Genomic DNA, 18,464 nt, shown 5'->3' with positions numbered 1-18,464 from the left:
AAGCAAGCAAATTCTCCTGGTCAGGCCACAAGTTGCGGACGGAACAAAACGTCGACGCCATAACTCGTGGAGTTGTAGCTGTTCGTCGGAAAAAGGGCGCCTGACCCATAAGCATATACGCCGTTGCCTCCGCTCGTAGCGGATGATGGTGCAGTCAGCGGTCCGTTGCTAACCGCTGAGGTAAACAGGCCGGGATCGGCGGCGTAGTTTCCTGACGTGTGATAGGACGCAACATAAGTCGTGCCTGCATTGATCGTCACCGGAGTGGCGAAGTTCACCTGCTGCCAGCCGCTCGCCGTCTCGTTGGTGAAGGTGGCAGTGGCGAGCAGGGTACCGGTGCTGGTCCAGAGATGTGCGACATGAGTGCCGGTATTCGATGGGCCCTTGTAGAAGCGCAGCCCTATGACGTCGCCGTTGCTGGACGCCTGGAATTTTAGCCCGAGCTCGACTGAGTTCGGATCGTTAACTGATACTAGGCTTGGCGTTGGATTGGAGCTGAACAGGCTTACGATGCTCGCTGATGCCGGGTTGACCGTCAGACTGGCCGACGCATTCGCCGAACCACCCCGGCCATCGGAAATGGCATAAGTGAACGAGGCCGGTCCCGTATAGCCGGAGGCGGGTGTGAAAGTAACGGCGTTTGTCTGGGCGTTGAAACTTGCGGTGCCGTTGACGGCATTGCTTACGCCCGTGATCGTCAGGTTATCGCCGTCTGGATCGGTGTCGTTGGCGAGCAGCGCAGACGCTGCGATCGTAATCGTGGAGTCTTGGGTGACGCTGAATCCGGAGTCGTTCGCTGCGACCGGCCCTTGGTTGGCACCGCCGCTCGCGGGGCTGAAGAGCACATCCACCCAGTAGTTAGTGGCATTGAAGGTGCTTGTCGGGAACAAGTTGGCATTACCATAGGTGTAGACGCCATTGTTGCCGGCGGACGCTGTGAGCGGGCCATTAACGCGCGCGCTGGTGAAGTAGTTACCGGTGTGTGCGTAGTGGCCATTGCTGTGGTAGCTCGCCACGTAGGTGGTCCCGGCAGCGATCGATACCGGGTTGCTGAATGTTACTGTCTGCCAGCCGCTCGTCGTTTCATTGGTGAAGGTCGCGGTCGCAAGCAGGGTGCCTGTGCTGCTCCACAATGAGCCGGTGTGCGTGCCAGTGTCATTTGCTCCTTTGTAGTACTTGATGCCGGTAATGGAGCCGGCGGCGGAGGATGTGAACCGCACGCCGAGGTTGACCTGGCCCGTATCGGAGTCCGAGAGAACTGCCGGCGTATCGGAGGCCGAAAACAAACTCACCGAAGGCGTGTTCACCGTCAAATTTGCCGTTGCCGTCGCAGTGCCACCACGCCCATCTGAAATGGCATAGTTGAAGGATGCGGCGCCGGTGTAGCCGGTAGTCGGCGTGAAGGTGACGACATTGGTCTGGGCGTTGAAGCTGACGGTGCCGTTGACGGCGTTACTCACGCCCGTGATGGTCAGCGGATCACCATTCGGATCAGTATCGTTGGCAAGCAGGGCCGAAGCAGCGATGGTCAGAGCCGTATTCTGTGTGGCGCTGTACCCGCTGTCGTTGTTCGCTACCGGCGGCTGGTTGGGTGCCGCATTGACCGTCAGACTGACCGTTGCAGTGGCCGTGCCGCCCTGTCCGTCGGCAATAGCGTAGCTGAAGGACGCGGGTCCGGTATAGCCGGGTCCGGGCGTGAACGTCACCACATTGGTCTGGCTGTTGAAGCTGACCGTACCGTTGACGGCGGCGCTAGCGCCCGTGACCGTCAGCGTACCGCCGTCCGGATCGGTATCGTTGACAAGCAGCGCCGCAGCCGAAATTGTCAGCGCCGTGTTTTGCGTGGTGGTGTAACCGCTGTCGTTATTGGCGACCGGCGGCTGGTTGGCGCCGCTGGACGGTGTGAACACGACATCGACCCAATAGTTGGCGGCGTTGTAGGTGTTGTTCGGAAAGATGCCGGTGGTGCTGGTACCACCGTAGGAATAAACCCCGTTGCCGCCGGCAGTGGTCGTGGATGGTGCGGTCAAGGGACCGCTTGTGACGGCCGTCGTGAAATAGTTGTTGGTCGCCACATAAGCGCCGGTAGTGTGATAGGAAGCGACATAGGTGGTGTTGGCAGCGATAAAAACTGCCGACGGCAGGGTAACAGTCTGCCAGCCGCTGGCTGTCGTGCTTGTAAAGGTTGCGCTGGCGAGATGGGTTCCTGTCGCGCTCCAGAGATTGAGGACATCGGGGCCAGTATCGTTGGCGCTGCGATAGAATTTTAGAGCCGTAATCTGGCCCGCCACCGAGGACGTGAACTTCATCCCGACTTCGAGTTGGGCTCCGTCATTAAGGTTGGTCTGTGCGGGTGTATTTGACGCATTGAACAGGCTGTAGGGACCTGCTCCTGGCAATGCTACCGTGAGGCTGACACTGGCCATGGCCGTACCGCCGCGCCCATCCGAGACGGTATAGCTGAAGCTCGCCGGACCGCTATAGCCGGCATTGGGTGTGAACGTGATGGTGTTGTTCTGCGGATTGGGCTGGGTGTTGAGAACGACGGTGCCGTTTGTTGCTGCGCTCACCGACGTGACGCTCAGGGCATCCCCATCGGGATCGCTATCGTTGGCGGTCAGTGACGCGGCCGTGATCGTCATTGGCGTATTTTGCGTCACAGTCGGCCCGGTGTCGTTCGTGGCCACCGGCTGGCTGTTGGTGGTGGAAGGATTGAACATCACGTCAACCCAGTAATTCTCCCCCGAAAACGTGCTCGTCGGGAACGCTCTGGTGCTACTGTAAGTATAGACGCCATTGCCATTGGCCGGAGCAGTTAGTGGACCACTGACCACATTGCTCGTGAAGTAGTTAGGGCTGACGGAGTAGTGGCCCACATTCGTGTGGTAGGAAGCGACATAAGTGGTGTTCGGCGTCAGTGTGACCGGGTTGGAAAAGGTCACACTCTGCCAGCCAGATGCAGTTTCGTTTGTGAAGGTGGCGGTCGCCAGCAAGGTACCTGTGCTGGTCCAAAGTTGGCCGGTGTGGATGCCCGTATCCTGGCTACTCTTGTAGAAGCGGATTCCGCTTACGGTACCCGACACCGAGGTTTGAAACTTCACACCCAGTTCGACCGCGCTTGCATCCGTAGCGTTGACGATAGCAGGAGTTGCCGAGCCGGGGAAAAGCGTAATGTAAGACGGCTCGGTGACGACGACCGTGCGACCTCCTGAAGGCGTTTCCAGATTGATGGAATCGTCGACCGCGCGGCTCTTGATGGTATAGGTGCCGGCAACCTGCGGCGACCAAGTATAGGTCCAGTTCTCGTCACCGATTGCATTATACCAAGTCAATCCACCGTCAGTTGACACCTCCACGCCGCCGATCACGCCACCGCCAACGTCCGAGGCCGTGCCGGAGATCGTGACCACACTTTGCGCGCTGAAGCTTGCTATCGGATTGATCGTGGAGGTCGGGGCGCTGGTGTCCGTTGAGGCGGTAGCGGCAACCAGCCCCGACTGAAGCGTCCCCGGCTGAATGCCCATGTCGGCCAGAAGGTTGACCATCGCCTGTTGCACGCGTGGGTCGCTGGGAGTTGGTACCAGGTCGTGGTTGTCGCTCAGGCCCCACGACCAGTAGACCGTGCCGGCCCCGAATACCAATGCACCACTCGGCGCGCGATAGAGCGTTAGGTTATGGGTCGAGACGCCGGCCCCTGTTGTGTTACCGTAGTCAAGTAGATAGGTATTAACTGGAAGCGTCGTCGAGGATAGCCGGACCAGTCCGGCCGGATCGAATCCGTTGTCGACCGCTTCATCCCACTCATAGCCGAGATAATTATCGGTCAGCGTCGCAGTCTGTCCAGGCTGAAGATTTGCAACGCTGGTATTTCGCCAGAAGCGCAGGTTGGCGTCGTCGTAGGGAATTGTGATTGCCTGCAAGGCGGCGGCATTATTGGCGCCGACATCATCAACCTGGAACATCTGTCCGATCAAAGCATTTTCAGGAATTCCGCCGCCGACCGCCGGAGGGCTGAGGCGCGGGTCACGGAACGTCCCGGTCCACTCATCGCTTGGGTCGATCGACGCTGACGGTGACCATGTTTCCTTGTACGAGATCAAGGTGCGGTAGGCTGTGGCGTCGCTACTGATGCTGTTGCCCCAGCGCGTGCGCCAATACATCTCGTTGCCGCTCCAGAATGACAGATTCACGCCGGCATCGCGGGCCGCCTGAACATTGGCGCGTTGCTGCCCCGACCAGTATTCATCGTGACCAACGTCGAGATACATTTTGTGGTTGAGAAGCAGATTGCCGTAACGGTCTACGTCGACTCCTGCCATGTAGGAGACATCGTAGCCGTTCTGCTCAAGCCAGTAGATCGCCGAGTACTCGGCGCCAAACAGATAGTCTTGCGGACCAGAGGCCGCACCAACACTGCCCCTGGTGGCAATGGGACGGTTGTAACTCACCGCATATGCCCGTCCTGCACCTTGCCCCGTCGCAGGGCCGTTGCCGCCATAGAAATTTGCTCCGCCCCACCCATTATAGGCCTGCCAGGTCGTGTCCGAGGTTTGAAAGATGATGTCGCTGGTGCTGCTGTCATCCCTCACGATGAAGGGGATATGATTGGCGCCTTCAATGCCGTCCTGGCGCACGAGTTTCGCGATATAGACGCCGGACACTGCATCCGCCGGGATGTCCCAGGATGCGGAAACAGACCAATTGCCGGCATCGACCAGGCCGGTGGTCGCGTCGCGCAGCGGCGCAGGCTGATTTTGGACGCCCGTGTGCTGGATGGTGGTGACCAATCGAGCACCCATGCCGCCGTAGTAGCCGAGGCGATAGATCTCGATCCGGTAGTTTGATGAGTCCGTGTTGATCTTGAAGTCAATTCTGTTGCCATTATCGACGCTGATGTCGGTAGCAAAACCTTCGATATTCGAACTGCCAGCGCCGTCGATATCCCACACGCTCTGTGGGGTTCCCTGCTTCTGATTCTCAAGAACGATTGGGTTTGTGGACGTTGCGGCGGCCGCGAGATTGGTCGATGCCGTCGTGGTCGTACTGGAAGCCGTTGCAGTCGTAACCGAACCAGACAGAACACCGATTTCGCCGGTCCCAGTGCTGGTACCAGTCTGGGTGCCTCCTACCAATGTCCAATCTTTGATTGGAGCAACATTCTGTAAAGACATCTCCGCGCTGACTGAGGCTCCCATGATCCCGGCTTGGCCGGTCAACAGGAAATCCGCTCCGCCTGACACTCGGCTATCATTCACCTGGCCGCTCAGATGCACATGTGCCGCATTGGCCGCCATCTGGTCGAGCACCCGCGTTGGAGCAAGGAAGTAGCCGCAGCCACAAATGGCGGCAACCGCCGGAGGGGGCGAAGATGACCCAATGATTGTCGGCGCCAAGGCCACAGAAGGGGCGCTGCCTAGGAGCACAACGGGATCTGGCATTGCTGGCTCGGCTGGAGCAGGGCCGGGTGCTCGGACTTTCGCCGTCAAACCTGCAAAGCGTGCCTCGGCGATTTGAGTGAAAGTCGAGGCGGCGACACCTAAGCCGCTCATGCCCAGACCTTCCCACCCTTTCCGCGCGGCGAGCAGCGACTCGCTTTCAATGTCCAAATCGGATGCGCGCGCATTTCCTCGCAGGAGACTGCGCGGCCAGGTCTGCAGTCCGAGAGCAATACGGCCCAAACCGGAACCTTCGTATAAGGACCTCATGATATCCTCGCGCGAGAAAGGGGAATACGTATGAGAGGCTGCAGCCGCCGTGATGACTGGGCGGATACAGGAGCGACAGCTTCAATGGATGGCCCACTCGTGGATCGCTGGACCGCGACGCTGCGCTGGGTAGTGACCTTAAGCGAGCACGCATGCTGGTTCGACAAGTCACAGCGTTCGATCTGCCGCTCGGCCACGTTCGCGTCACTATCCGCAATAGTTGGTAAGACCATAGCCGCACCGGCAGCGTTTAATTTCCATTGAATTTAAATGTAATATTAATTCATTAAAGATATTTAATATCAAATTTTTCGCCGTGTCGAGCGGCAAAATTTTGGTGATGATCAAATGTCGATCTAAGTCGACCCAATCGGCAAATAGCTTTGGTTTTCCAGCAGATTGGTCCGGAAAGGACGTTGGCCTGCTATAACCATTCTGATTGTTCTTGTTGAGGTTATCAACCTGAGATCTGTAATGCTGGAGCTCGCCCCAATTTGCCTCTCCAGCGCGGAGGCTCCGACAACGCTCCGGAGACGCTTTGCCGAGGTCATTTTTGCGTCGGGTCTGCTCGCAACGGTTTCCTTCCGCAACTAAGCAAAGGCCTTTGGGAAAGGGGATGATGGTTGAGCAAGACTGCGTCCTGCGAGCCAAGTTGAAGGTCGCAGTGTGATCCCAGGCGCCCCCTCGAGACCTAGGCGTTTAGACGGTGACGATAGGGATTGCAGCCGTCGCCATTGTGGTGGAGGTGCCAGTCAAGCCGGCCATCTTCGCCGCGGGCGTCGCGCGCGCCGGCAAGCATCGAGCTCCAGCTAACGAAGGGACACGCCGATAGTGTTGGTGTGATCAGGATAATGCCACGGTGGAAATGGGTCGCTCAGATTACGCCATCTCTGCGGATCGAACCCGTTCTCCGAATGGAGAAGGCAGGCATCCAGCGAAGCTCGGATTTGCGCTTCGTCCATGTCTGAACCGATGAACACGAGTTCCTGACGGCGGTCACCCCAAGCGTCATCCCATCGGCTGTTGAGTTGTTCTTGAAATTGAGGGTTGCTTGGCCAACTCGGCTTCGGAATTGTCGCCCACCAATAGCCCATGGGCTCGCACCGACGCTGCATTCCGGCAACGGAGAGAAGACCCACCCAATCCGGACGCGTGGCGAGCCAGAAGTGCCCTTTGGCGCGTATCACACCCGGCCATGGCTTGTTGAGAAACGACAACAGCTTAACGGGATCGAAGGGACGTCTTTCCCTGTAAACGAAGCTGGATATGCCGTACTCCTCGGTCTCCGGCACATGGGAATCGGGGCTGTATAGCTCTTTATACCAGAGCGGATGAGTCGCAGCCTTCGCTTCGTTGAAAAGGCCGGTGTCAAGAATCGCCTTGAGAGGAATTTCTCCGAAGTCAGTCTCGAATTGGCAGGCCTCGGGATTAAGTGCGGTAATAACCTTGCGGATTTCCGCGCGCGTCGCCTCTGTCGCTTCTGACACTTTGTTGATTACCACCACATCAGCAAACTCGATCTGCTCAACCAAAAGATCGACAAGCGTTCGCTGGTCGTACGTATCGCGCGACTCGCCGCGGTCGCGCAGCAGATCGCGGCTGCTGTAGTTGGCGAGCAGGCTCAGGGCGTCCACGACAGTGACCATCGTGTCGAGTCTCGCAACATCGGAAAGGGAGACACCCGCCTCGTCGCGAAACGAGAACGTTGCCGCAATGGGAAGAGGTTCAGCGATCCCAGTTCCTTCGATCAGAAGATAATCGAAGCGCCGTTGTTCGGCCAATCGCCTGACCTCCGACAGGAGGTCGCCGCGCAATGTGCAGCATATGCAACCATTGCTGAGTTCAACGAGCGACTCGGTCGTGTGCGAAAGGTTGGCACCACCGTTGCGGACCAGGTCTGCGTCTATGTTCAACTGACTCATGTCATTGACGATGACTGCAACGCGTAGGCCTTCGCGATTCATCAGTACGCGATTAAGCAATGTCGTTTTGCCCGCGCCCAGAAATCCACTGAGCACCGTGACTGGCAGCCGTTTTATCTCGCTCGGTCTGTCGTTCATAAATCTTCCTGGCCTAAGACCTGCGGGCGGAACATAGCGGCGCGCAGGCATACGTTTCCTACTGCGTTCGCAGTTTGCCCGCGATTAAATACCGGCATTCATTTAATATGGCCCCGTGGATTATGTAAAGTTTAGTCGGGCCCAAGAAATAAAATGACACGTAGATGCTTGGCGTCCTGCTGTGAGTCGGATTGGGTCATCAATGGCTTTTTGAAAAATCGCGAGCGGCCAGATGTGCAGACTCGCATACGTGCGCATCGAGAGGCAGAACGCGAACTGCTGATCCCGGCTGCGGAAACATCGAATGTCGCGGTGTTTTGGTTCGTTAGCTCAGTTTTAGGCGACTATGCATGTTTCGATGCATATGAGCGCAGCGCAAAGCAGAAAGGCAAGGTTGCCTCCGTCCTCTCTAACTGTTGCCAAGATTGCTGGTCAGCAGAGCAGATCAGTAGAGCAGAGGAGCATCGAGGACTGGCTGTGACCATCAAGAATATCGTTATCCCCTTAGAAGTTGAATATCTCCAGGAGGCTGCAAAACAGCGCGGCGTCTCGCGCACGCGACTTGTGCGGGCTGTGATGGAGAAGGTGGTTAAGGAAGAACTGGTCGCGGATATTTTGGGGGATAGCGGAGTGCCGGCCGAGGCGGCCCCGATCAGGTATCGACGCTTTCGAGCTACTCAGTAGATCCTATCCTTTTCATGGGATATGAAGCCGTGCGCTTTTAGCAAACTGGCTTAGGTTCTCAGCGATTGCGATCACAGCCTAATAGGCAATTCGGCGGCCACCTCATGCGCACTCGGTGATCTAGCTCGAACCGTGATTGCGCGACACTCTCCTTGTCGAGCCGCAGATAAAAGTCGGAGCAGCACGAACGATCGATCGGCAACGCCCCTTATTGCGCTCGTGATGAAATCTGGACCTTGCGCAACTCTCTAGGCAAGAGTGACAAGAGACACCGTGCATCGCGAGCAGGAAATGGGATGGCTGGCCTATATCGCAATTGTGAGAAGCTACACTTACAGTGCTTCTTTCGGCCTTCCCGGATATTCAAGAACAGGCCTTTTCTCGAGGGCGGCAAAGGAGGGCAGTTGCCTCACGACGTGCGGAAAAAGAAACTGGGGCCGCCTTCTTCCGGGTTGGGCTCGGGGGCTGGTCCCCGGAAGCCACGCTGGCTCAAAAAGCGGCTAATAGGCGCTCGATAACCGCGCAGCTTCGTTAGCGGTATTGGTCATCCTTGCCGTTCGGGCTGCCGTCGCGGCCGCCGTTGCCGTAGCCGTTGTTGCCCGAACGTGCGATTGCGTCGGATGTCAAAGAAGTGGACAGCAACAAGGTAATCGCTGGAGGAGTTACGGCTGCAAACCTGCCTGCCGAAATGAGAAATTTCCGGCCGTCATTGAGCTCTTCTTGCGCGCGGGTATCTATGACGGCCTCCGATCGGTTATTGGATAAGAATTATCTCAGTTAAATTTCGCCAAGTAGCAATATTTAATTCATTTTCATCGCTATCTGTTGACGCGACCCTGCGTCTGCCCGGCAGGCGCGCATGTGGAGATAAAATTGGGGACGTCCCTGAGCCCCCGGCGAATGGCGGCCTGACAGCGGCGCGGCGCTGCGAGTAAACTTCGGGTCCAGATCGGACGGCCGAATATCATCGCCCCAATGGGTGGGCAGTTATGACGACAGAGTGGCGCATCTGTAGTTGCCAAAACGTGCGGCTGGCGAGGGGCGGACTGCCATATTTCCCCGAGAATGGTCTTCTGCCCTGCGGAATCATGATTGCGGACGCAAAAGGCAATCGCTCACGACCTCGCTTATTTCGGGTAGCATCAGCTTAGAGAGCGTGACACCTGATCCATCTGAAAAGGCCTTCATGAGCGCCGAAATCAAGCCCTATCGCATCTCGATCGGCGACGATGTCCTCAATGACGTCAAATCGCGGCTGCGCAACACCCGCTGGCCGGAGGCGAGCTGGTCGACGACTGGAGCCAGGGCACGCCGCTGAAATGGATCAAGGACATCCTGCCGTTACTGGGTTGAAGAGTACGATTGGCGTGAGCGCGAGGCGCGCCTCAATCGCTTTGCGCAGTTCACCACCGAGATCGACGGGCTCGACATTCATTTCCTGCACGTACGATCGCCGCATCCGGACGCAATGCCGCTGCTCATCACGTACGGCTGGCCGGGCTCGGTGGTCGAGTTTAACAAGGTGATCGAACCGTTGAGCGATCCGGCCGCGCATGGCGGCAACGCTGCCGATGCGTTTCACGTCGTTTGCCCGTCGCTGCCCGGCTTCGGATTTTCAGAGAAGCCGAAAATGACCGGCTGGGGCGTCGACCGTATTGCATCGAGCTGGGCCGTGCTGATGAATCGCCTCGGCTATGCGAGATACGGGGCGCAGGGTGGCGATTGGGATCAGCGATTAGCACCGCGCTCGGCGCGCAAGACCCAGAACATTGCGCCGGCATCCACATCACCCTCGCGATGGGCGCGCGGCCTAACGTGGAGGGGCAGCCGACGCCCGAAGAAGCGCGAGCGCTCGAGGGCATCAAACACTACGCTGACTGGGATTCCGGCTATTCCAAACAGCAATCGACCCGGCCGCAAACTCTAGCTTACGCCCTGACGGATTCGCCGAGCGGGCAGGCGGCGTGGATCCTGGAAAAGTTCTGGGCGTGGACCGATTGCGAGGGGCATCCCGAAAATATCCTCGGCCGCGACGAGTTGCTCGACAATGTCATGCTCTATTGGGTGACCGCTACCGCCGCTTCTTCGGCGCGCTTGTACTGGGAAAGCTTTGGCGCGAAGCGCCGCGCGGCTTACAGGGTAACCGTGCCGACCGGTATTGCCGTCTTTCCCAAGGAGATCGTCACGCCGGTACGAAAGTGGATGGAAGCGAGCTACACGAATATCCAGCACTGGAGCGAAATGCCGAAGGGCGGTCACTTCGCGGCTTTCGAGCAGCCGGAGCTGTTCGTACGGGAGATGCGCGATTTCTTCCGAACGTTGCGAAAGGCCTCGGCATAGGCGTTATCAGGCACGTGCCATGAGGTGACTGCCATGACCGAAAGACGCTACCGGCTGATCGGCTCGACCGCGTCGCCCTACGCCATCAAGCTGCGCGCTGCTGCGCTATCGGCGAATCAGGATGATGGACAAGCACTGTTCGCTATGTCTGCGATCTCACGTCCGGTGATGACTGCCGAGCGCCGCTGCAATCGATTCCGGATTCCGGATGCGCTCGATCAGCATGTCGATGCGATCGCCGCCCCAGAACAATTCGCCATTGAAGACCATGGTCGGCACGCCGAACACACCGAGCGCTTCAGCCTCCTCGATGATGCGGGCGTGTTCTGCTCGCGCCGGGCCGTGCACATAAGCTTCGAATTCTTCTGCCGACCCGCCGAGCGAGGCGATCACGCCGGAAATATCGGAGAGCTCGTCGATCTCGAGATCATGACTCCAGAACCGGCGGAACACCGTGTCATGATAGGAGCGGAACAAGCCGTGGCGCTGGGCGAACAGCATGCCGGCGCTGGCATAGAAGGCGTCATAGATGCGCCGCGGACCCTTCATGATAAGGCCCTGCGCATTGGCGTAGCGGCGCGCGTCCATATAGGCGTAGCGCACCTTGCGCCAAAAATGCGGTGTGCGCTCCTCCACCGTACCCATGAATTCCGGGATGCGCAGCGTGTAGGGCAGCCATTCGAGTTCGACGCCGTAAATCTCCTCGAGCTCGAACAGCCGCTTGTTGGCGACGAACGCGTAAGGGCTCTTGTAGTCGGTGTAGATGCGGACGCGCGATCTATCCATGGCGTTGCCCTGTCCCATCGGATCAGTATCTCCGATCCGAATAGAGCATGGAACCATGCGACGCGGTTTTTGACATTTCAAATGAATGAGCCCCGCCAAAACGAATGGGCCCCGGTGCATAAGAGCATCGCGGGGCCCTACATCTTCGTTATAGGCGAAGGATTTCTGGTAGACACCAGTATGTTCTCAGGATCCGGCTTGCGCGTGGCCTTTGCGCTCCAGTCCCGCGGATAGTTTTGAATTGTTGAAGGTGCATTGAGGCTGGCAGCTGTTTATGACCTCAACCGCACCTGGACCTTGCGCTGAGCAAGGTCACCGGTCTGATCCGGTGGCGTCATGCTCCTCTCCAAGAGTTGGCCAACGGACGATACGTCCGCTTCCGCTGCGTGTCGTCTCGATCATCTAACCGAAACGCCAATGCCTGCGGAGCGGGGAGCCCAATGCTCCGCGAGTCCTACAGGTGCAGCGTGCTAAATGCTGCGGCAGATGAAGGCAGGTGTCAAGTAACACATCCTCCGGGTTCCCGCGGGCACTGGATGTCAGGCCTTGGTGTGGCGGTAATCGTGTAAATCAGGATCGTGGGTCATCGCCCAGTAGTCCACGAAACGCCATGGCATCGCCGAAAAAACTCTACCTTGCTTGTTGCGGTAATAGGTCGTCATCCCGGGATGCGTCCAGATCAACTGCTCGTGCTCTTCATCCACTTTCTCAATGTACGCATCGTACGCTTCCGGATGAACGTCGATCGCAGCGATGCCTTGCTCGATCATCTCGACGAGGCAGGCCGAGATGTAGCGGCTCTGGCACTCCGACTGGAAGATCACGCTGCCGCCATGTGCGGGACCTGAATTGGGGCCGAGCATCACGAAAAGATTTGGAAAGTCCGGCACGGTGAGCCCGAGATAAGCGGTAGGATTGTCGTTGGCCCAGGCTGCCTTCAGATTTTTTCCATCGCGCCCTGTGATGTTGAGGCGAGCCGCCATTTCGGTGACCTTGAAGCCGGTGGAAATGACGATGATGTCTGCGGGCCGCAACTTGCCGTCGGAGGCGACGATGCCGTCGCGCGCGAAATGGTCGATCCTGTCGGTGACCAGTTCGACATTCGGCCTTGTCAGCGTCTTGAACCAGTTATTGTCGAGCAGGATGCGCTTGCCATAAGGCGGATAGGTCGGCACGCATTTCTCGATCAGATCGGGGCGGTCCTTCAACTCCGAGAGGATGAAATTGGTGAGCTCCTCGCGATGCCGGTCATTGCCTTTGTTGACGGCGCGCTCGGGATGCGGCCAGTCGGGGTCCTTGCGTAGGAACGGCAGCAGGCCGTCGCCATATCGCCAGAACATATTGAAGCGATACCACTGCACATAAAACGGAAGGTGCGCGAGCAGCCATCGCGCGCCCTCGGTGATGGGATCGGAATAGCCCGCCACCGGGCGTGCCCATTGCGCGGTACGCTGATAAACGGTGACCGATGCCACACGGTCGGCGATCGACGGCACCAGTTGCATGGCAGTAGCGCCGGTGCCGATGACGGCGACACGCTTGCCGTCGAGCTTGATGTCGTCGGACCATAGGGCGGAGTGCAGCATCACCCCCTTGAAATCTTCCTCGCCCTTGAAGTGCGCAGGGTGGGGGTCGTTGAGCTGACCGATCGCACTGACCAGCGTGGTCGATTCGAAGATCTCTTCGCCATTGGCGGTCCTCAACGTCGATATCCAGCGTCGCTTGCGCTCGTCCCAGCGCGACGATATCAGCTCCGTGTTGAGCCGGAGATGCTTTCGGATGTCGTATTCGAGCGCAACCTTCCTGAGGTAGTCGAGCAATTCCTGGCGCTGGGCGAAATAGCGCGTCCACGGATTACGCGGGCCGAATGAATACGAGTACGAGTGATTGGGCGTGTCGACGCCGCAGCCGGGATAGCGATTGACATACCAGGTGCCGCCGAGTTCGTCGTTCTTCTCGACGATGGTGTAGGGGATGCCGAGGCGGCCAAGGGCGACGCCGAGCGCAATGGCGCAGACACCGGCGCCGACGATCAGCACATGCTGCTGCGCCAACTTTTCATCCGATGGCGGTTTGGTCCAGCGCGCCTCCCGGGGGATGAAGCCCATTTCTTCGCGCATTAGCGGCGCATATTCAGGTGCCACGTCTTCGCCCAGCGTCGCCCGCATCATCTTCAGCATCAATTCATTGCCGGGATCGGTGATGACGGGCTTCGGTTCACCGCTTGCGAACAGCTTCAAGACGGCCGCGCGGATCTCGTCCTGGATTTCCGGAGGCAGACCGGCGTGCGGATCCGGAATCAGGCGGACGTCGCGCTTCGGCCTGTAAGGCGGTTCCAGCCAGCACGCATCGCCGGTCATGTGCACCAGCACCATCAGTAGGACGCGGATATCGCCCTCGGCGATGGCCGATGACAGATCGAGTTTCTTGCGCGGCAGCTCGACATTCATGCTGGAGTCCTCGTTTACGCGCCTGGTGCTTCCGGCAAGCCGCCATAGGCGGCCCAAGTGGTGCCGGCGATATAGCCGGCATCGACGGGAAGGTTGATTCCGGTGACGCCGCTGCTCAGCGGCGACAGCAGCCAAGCGATGGCCTGCGCCACCTCGATCGGCTCGACCAGCCGGTTCATCGCGGTCGGGCTTTCGAGCCATTTCTTGTTCAATGCGCCCGAAGCGATGCCGGCTTCCAGCGCCGCGGTGCGGGTGAAGCCGGGCGAGACCGCGTTGACACGGACGCCACTGCGTCCCCATTCGGCCGCCAGCGTCTGCGTGATCTGGATGACACCGGCCTTTGCGGCCGTGTAGGCGTGGATCGGGCCTGAGGTCATGCCGGCAACGGAGGCAACGTTGACGATCGCGCCGCGCCGGCGCTCGGCCATCTTCACGCCGACGCAGCGGGCCACCAGAAACGTACCGCGCAGATCGATATTGACCTCGCGGTCCCATTGTTCCATCCGCACGCGTTCGATTTTGTGCATCTTGCCGAACACGCCGGCGGCGTTGACCAGCCCGATGATTGGGCCGTGCGCGGTCTCGATATCGGCGATGCCGCTGACAACGGCGCTTTCGCTCGCGACATCGAAGGGCGCGGGCCACAGGATGGTTTGTGTGTCCGCGAGCGGTTCGGGCGCAATATCGACAATAACGACCTTTTGGCCCTGTGCGGCGAGAAGCGTTGCGGTCGCGGCGCCAATGCCGCGGCAGCCGCCGGTGACGAGAACGATGCCTTCAGCGGTCATGGCTGTTGCCCCTTATCCGGAGTGAACAGCCCGCGCGTGACCAGCTTTCGGTAGGCGGAGATCACATGGTCGGGCGCGGCCGTTACCGCGCCGCCGGTGTATGAGTATCGCCGGCTCAGGTAGCCGCGCGCGCCCATGAACATGTGAACGATGGCTTCGAACTCCTCGTCGCTGAAATCAACGATGGCGCCGGCCGTGCGGGCGCGCTTGAGAATGCGTACATAGGCGGTCGCGATATTATCGAGATGCTTCTGGTAGCCGGCCGGTGCGAAATACTCGGCCTCGTTGAGGATGCGCAGGAACTCCGGCACCTCGCGGATGAACTCGAAGAAGGCGCTGAAGCGCTCGATCTCCTGCCTCGCGGCATCTGCGGTGCCTGTGCGCTCGCGGATGAAGTGAACCATGTCGATGCCGATCTTCGGCAGCAATTGATCGAGCAGTTCCTGGCGGTTTTCGAAATGATTGTAGAACGTGCCTTGGGCCACGCCGGCCGCCTCGGTGATGCGGGCGACGGAGGCTTCGGCGTAACCGTACTTGCCGACGATCTTGGTGGCGGCGTCGAATAATCTGCGCTTGGTCCAGGCGTTGCGCTCGACGCGGTTCAACTTCGTGACCTTACCCGATGCGGCTTGCGATGATCGCGTCATGCGTGAGTTTCCAGTTCGGTGCGCAGTACGCGCTTGAGCACCTTGCCCGAAGGATTGCGCGGCAGATGATCGCGGACGATGAGTTGTTTCGGTACCTTGAAGCTGGCGAGGCGCGTGCGGCAATGTTCGATGAGATCAGGCAATTCCAGCGTTGCGCCATCCGTGAGCACCACGACCGCAACCGGCTTCTCGCCCCAGTGCTCGTCCAGCATGCCGATCACGGCGACTTCGCGCACCTGCGGCAGCTCGTAGATGACGCGCTCCACCTCGGAGGAGGCGATGTTCTCGCCGCCGGAGATGATGATGTCCTTCTTGCGGTCGGTCAGGTAGAGGAAGCCGTCTTCGTCGAGATAGCCGATGTCGCCGGTGCGAAACCAGTCACCGAAGAACGCGGCCGCGGTTTTCTCGGGATCGTTCCAATAGCCCTGCGTGACCTTGGGGCCGCGGAGGCAGATCTCGCCGTTCTGGCCTGATGGCAGCCGGTTGCCGACGTCATCGCGAATTTCGATTTCGACATGGGCAATAGCGCGGCCGGTAGAACCGATCTTTTCGATCTCGCGGCCGGCTTCCATGAAAGTGTCGCCGCCGCAGGTCTCCGTCAGCCCATAGGCGTCGATGTAGCGGGCATTTTTGAAGTAGCCGGAGAAGGCGCTGATGCGTGCTTCCGGGGTTTTCTCGCCGCCGCCGATCGCCCATCGCAGGCTGGAGACATCGTAGCGGTCGCGGGTCGGGCAGGTGAGGATCGCGGTCGTCATGACCGGCGCAAACCAGGCGGCGTTGAGCTTCTCGGCTTCGATGGCGGCGAGGGCCTGCTCGGGCTCGAAGTTGCGGTGGATGGAAAGCAGGCCGCCATGCCAGAGCACCGCAATACCCGGCAGGTCGAGTGCGCCGACATGATAGAGCGGACCGACCACCAGCAGTCGCGTCTTCGCGCTTAATCCCAGAGCCAGCGTCTGATCGGCCGACTTCCAGTACATGTTCTCGTAAGTGAGCATCACGCCTTTGGGGCGGTCGGTGGTGCCTGACGTGTACATCAGCCGCATCAGGTCGCGCGGCTGCCGGACCTGCATTGGGGCAGGCGCGATATCGGGCGCAAGCCGTGTGACCGTGGATTGCGCTGACGGATCGAGCAGCACCACCGGTGCGCCGCCGGCGGCAAACCTTGCGAGTTCTTCGTCCGCAATCAGGATGCGCGCACCGGAATTGGCGACGATGTAACCGACTTCATCTGTGGACAGGCGATAGTTGATCGGCAGAAACACCGCGCCGATGTGGCTGGTCGCAAATGCCAGTTCGAGAAAAGCCGTGCTGTTTTGCATCAGCACCGCGACGATGTCGCCGGGGCCGATCCCGCGCGCGGCGAGCCAGCCGCCAACCCGCCGGATGCGGTCATCGAACGCGGCGTAGGAGACATCCTCGCCGCGGTATTTCAGCGCACAGCGTTCTGGCGTCCGCCGGGCGTGAAAAGCGATGAAGCTCGAAAGGTTGATCATTTGCCGCTCGAAACGCCGCTTTCGGTCTGGCCTTCCTGATATATGAATTCTGACTCGTAATTCATATTTGGCTTGACGTCACCCCCCTCGCTCTGAAATCCTCTGCTCATACGGAGGCGTCACGATCTCCGGCAGGGATTGGGAACGCCAACCCCACAGGGAGGAAGCAATGACGAGAACCCGCAAACCGGGCGTAAGCCGACGTGCGACGTTGGCGATGATGGGCGCCGGTGCCGTATCATTCGCGACGCCCTGGGTGGCGCGCGCGCAAGCCAAGACCATCAAGGTCGGCATGCCGACCATTCTCTCCGGCCGCGTGGCGCAGCTTGGCACCTCATCGCGCAACGGCGTGATGCTGGAAGTCGAGAAGGTCAATGCTGCCGGCGGTCTCGCTGGACGCCAGATCGAGATGGTGATCCGCGATTCAAAGGGGCAGCCACAGGAAGCCGCCCGCGTCGCGCGCGAACTCGTCAACACCGACGGATGCGAAATCCTGATCGACGCGGAAGCGTCGTCGGGCGCGTTCGCCGTGCACGAGGTGGCGCGCGATCTGGGCGTGCTCTGTCTTCACACCAATTCGGAAACTTCCGCGCTGACCGCCGATCCCAAGCAGCACATTCCGAACGCCTTCCGTACCGCGCGCCAGGGTGTGCACGATTCGATCGTCGGCGGCAGCTACGCTGCGACGATCGCCAAGGCCAAGGGGCTGAAGAAATGGGCGACCTGTTCGCCCGATTACGCCTATGGCCGCGACACCACCGGCGAATACGTGACGTATCTAAAGCGCTTCGCGCCCGACATCGAGATCATCAGCGAGTCCTGGCCAAAGCTATTCCAGCCTGATTACACCGAGGTCGTGACAAAGATCCTGCAGGCCAAGCCGCAGGCGCTGTATTCCTGCCTGTGGGGCGGCGACCTCACGTCCTACATCGACCAGGCCAACATTTACGCGCTGTTCAGCCAGATGGAAGTGTTCGCAGTCAACATGGCCGACTACACCGCGCTGACTGTGGTGAAGAACCTACCGAAGGGCATTCACTCCGGTAACCGTTACATCAAGACATATCCTGCAACCCCGGAGAACGCCGCGTGGGGCGACGCCTATAAGGCAAAATACAACGAATATCCTACTAACTGGTCCTGGGAGAATGCGACCGCGATCATGCTGCTCGCGGAGGCGTCCAAGAAGGCGAATTCGGCCGACGGCAAGAAGATTGCGGAGGCGCTCCGCGGCCTGAAGATCAAGTCGCCGTTCGGCGCCGACGGCACCGTCACGATGCGCGCCGAGGACCAGACGCTGGTCGGCTATGCGATCGGCTGGGGAACCACGATCCCGCAGGAGCCCTACGTGCCGCAAGTTCAAGCGGGCGACTGGAAGACGATCTTCGAACTCGAAGCCGAGTGGAAGAAGAGCAAGGGCTACGCCTGATTGACCGCGACGGCGGAGGTGGCGCAAGCTGCCGCCCGCTCGCCGCCGAATGATCTTCGCGTGCTGTTCCGGCGCGCTGGAA

Annotated in this window: 10 protein-coding genes and 1 pseudogene; 3 read left to right on the top strand and 8 right to left on the bottom strand. The window is 59.5% G+C overall.

Translation table 11 applies throughout. The annotated features are described in order from the left end of the window. Window positions 1–20 precede the first annotated feature (20 nt). Together KJQ96_RS14190 and KJQ96_RS14185 are read right to left on the bottom strand one after the other, a co-directional pair. Complete coding sequence (locus KJQ96_RS14190; RefSeq protein WP_213287208.1) at window positions 21–5,705, bottom strand: DUF4082 domain-containing protein; 5,685 nt, start codon at window positions 5,703–5,705, stop codon at window positions 21–23. Between the two features lie 809 nt (window positions 5,706–6,514). Beyond that, window positions 6,515–7,765, bottom strand: a complete 1,251-nt coding sequence (locus KJQ96_RS14185) for a GTP-binding protein (RefSeq protein WP_213287207.1) — start codon at window positions 7,763–7,765, stop codon at window positions 6,515–6,517. Between the two features lie 153 nt (window positions 7,766–7,918). Here KJQ96_RS14185 and KJQ96_RS14180 point away from each other — a divergent pair, with 153 nt between their 5' ends. Further along, a complete protein-coding gene (locus tag KJQ96_RS14180) occupies window positions 7,919–8,449 on the top strand; it encodes a hypothetical protein (protein WP_213287206.1) in 531 nt (176 codons plus the stop codon). 531 nt (window positions 8,450–8,980) lie between these two features. Here KJQ96_RS14180 and KJQ96_RS42000 read toward each other — a convergent pair. Then, window positions 8,981–9,187, bottom strand: a complete 207-nt coding sequence (locus KJQ96_RS42000; protein WP_375293169.1) for a hypothetical protein — start codon at window positions 9,185–9,187, stop codon at window positions 8,981–8,983. Window positions 9,188–9,635: 448 nt separating this feature from the next. Here KJQ96_RS42000 and KJQ96_RS14175 point away from each other — a divergent pair. Continuing rightward, window positions 9,636–10,789: pseudogene (locus KJQ96_RS14175) on the top strand (epoxide hydrolase family protein). 156 nt (window positions 10,790–10,945) lie between these two features. Here KJQ96_RS14175 and KJQ96_RS14170 read toward each other — a convergent pair. The 5 genes from KJQ96_RS14170 to KJQ96_RS14150 form a co-directional block, all read right to left on the bottom strand. Beyond that, entirely contained in the window at window positions 10,946–11,575 is a 630-nt protein-coding gene (locus KJQ96_RS14170) for a 2-hydroxychromene-2-carboxylate isomerase (RefSeq protein WP_213287205.1), read from the bottom strand. A 539-nt stretch (window positions 11,576–12,114) separates the two neighbouring features. Next, window positions 12,115–14,025: an NAD(P)/FAD-dependent oxidoreductase gene (locus KJQ96_RS14165; protein ID WP_213287204.1), complete on the bottom strand. Its 1,911-nt coding sequence runs from the start codon at window positions 14,023–14,025 to the stop codon at window positions 12,115–12,117. 14 nt (window positions 14,026–14,039) lie between these two features. Beyond that, window positions 14,040–14,813: an SDR family NAD(P)-dependent oxidoreductase gene (locus KJQ96_RS14160; RefSeq protein ID WP_213287203.1), complete on the bottom strand. Its 774-nt coding sequence runs from the start codon at window positions 14,811–14,813 to the stop codon at window positions 14,040–14,042. After that, window positions 14,810–15,460, bottom strand: a complete 651-nt coding sequence (locus KJQ96_RS14155) for a TetR/AcrR family transcriptional regulator (protein ID WP_213287202.1) — start codon at window positions 15,458–15,460, stop codon at window positions 14,810–14,812. Before KJQ96_RS14155 ends, KJQ96_RS14160 begins: the two co-directional genes overlap by 4 nt. Then, entirely contained in the window at window positions 15,457–16,953 is a 1,497-nt protein-coding gene (locus KJQ96_RS14150) for an AMP-binding protein (RefSeq protein ID WP_213287201.1), read from the bottom strand. Before KJQ96_RS14150 ends, KJQ96_RS14155 begins: the two co-directional genes overlap by 4 nt. Before the next feature lie 169 nt (window positions 16,954–17,122). On the opposite strand from KJQ96_RS14150, the gene KJQ96_RS14145 reads away from it, so the two are divergent. Further along, window positions 17,123–18,382: an ABC transporter substrate-binding protein gene (locus KJQ96_RS14145; protein ID WP_213287200.1), complete on the top strand. Its 1,260-nt coding sequence runs from the start codon at window positions 17,123–17,125 to the stop codon at window positions 18,380–18,382. Window positions 18,383–18,464: the final 82 nt, after the last annotated feature.

The sequence above is a fragment of the Bradyrhizobium sp. sGM-13 genome (assembly GCF_018398875.1).
Taxonomy (GTDB): domain Bacteria; phylum Pseudomonadota; class Alphaproteobacteria; order Rhizobiales; family Xanthobacteraceae; genus Bradyrhizobium.
Note: the sequence above shows the minus strand (reverse complement) of the source record. Positions and strands in the feature narration are given on the sequence as shown.